Source organism: Vibrio sp. Vb0304 (assembly GCF_033338995.1).
Classification (GTDB): domain Bacteria; phylum Pseudomonadota; class Gammaproteobacteria; order Enterobacterales; family Vibrionaceae; genus Vibrio; species Vibrio alginolyticus.
Map to the genome: position 1 here is coordinate 1 of NZ_JAWOTT010000395.1, position 1,010 is coordinate 1,010.

1 protein-coding gene is annotated in these 1,010 nt (G+C 45.0%); it reads right to left on the reverse strand.

Going from position 1 to position 1,010, the window contains the following annotated elements:
• Positions 1 to 29: 29 nt before the first annotated feature.
• Complete coding sequence (locus R7P35_RS26495) at positions 30 to 947, reverse strand: 1,4-dihydroxy-2-naphthoate polyprenyltransferase (RefSeq protein ID WP_104969015.1); 918 nt, start codon at positions 945 to 947, stop codon at positions 30 to 32.
• Positions 948 to 1,010 lie beyond the last annotated feature (63 nt).

A 1,010-nucleotide genomic window follows, 5' to 3' on the forward strand; every position in this document is an offset into this window, starting at 1 on the left:
CATTAAGTCAATGCAATGACAATCCTTTTTTAACTTACTAGAGTTTGAGCTACCACAATTGTTGCAAACAAAACGTTGGTGACTAGAGAGCATTTCACGATGACTGGCATCATTGGTGCTATCTGAGCGGGCTTTTGTGTATGCCAAACTGCTTTACCATGATCGGCCACGAAATAAATACTAAGTAAAAATGGCAAGCTAATCCAAACGGGTTTGTCTTGAATTAACAAGTAAGCCGCAAAGGCAAGGATAGCTCCGCCAAGTAAAATAAAGTGGTACTGTTTGGCTTTACGTTGACCTAAGCGTACCGCCACCGTACGTTTACCACACTCTCGGTCGTTCTCTATATCACGCATATTGTTGATGTTGAGTACTGCAACGGCGAGTAAACCGCAGCCTAAAGCAGGTAAGAATAGCGTGGTGTCTACGTGACCGGTATGCAAGAAGTAGGTACCGGATACGCCGAGTAAACCAAAAAACAAGAACACTGATATATCGCCAAGCCCCACGTAACCGTATGGTTTGCTACCCATGGTATAAGCAATGGCTGCGAGAATGGCCAAAATTCCCAGCCCGATAAAAGTAACAATGCTTTCCAGTGAACTTAGTGAATAGAAAACTAACACCAAGCCTGAGATTGCGGTCAGAACGATGTTAAAGATAATCGCTTGTTTCATCTGTTTAGCACTTACCGCGCCAGACTGCATCGCTCGTAATGGGCCAAGGCGTTTGTCGTTATCTGTACCTTGAACGGCATCGCCGTAGTCGTTCGCAAGATTGGATAGAATTTGCAGCAACGTCGCGGTTACGAAAGCCATGATGGCAATTGTCGGTGAAAAATGACCCGCCGAGTAGGCGAGTACACTACCCGTTAAGATAGAGACTAATGCCAGAGGTAGTGTTTTTGGGCGAGCGGCTTCAAGCCAGATCTGTAAAGATTGTTTCATGGAAATTTCGTGCTAGTAACCAATGTGCCCAGTATAAGCACAAAGAGGCAGATACGCTATTGA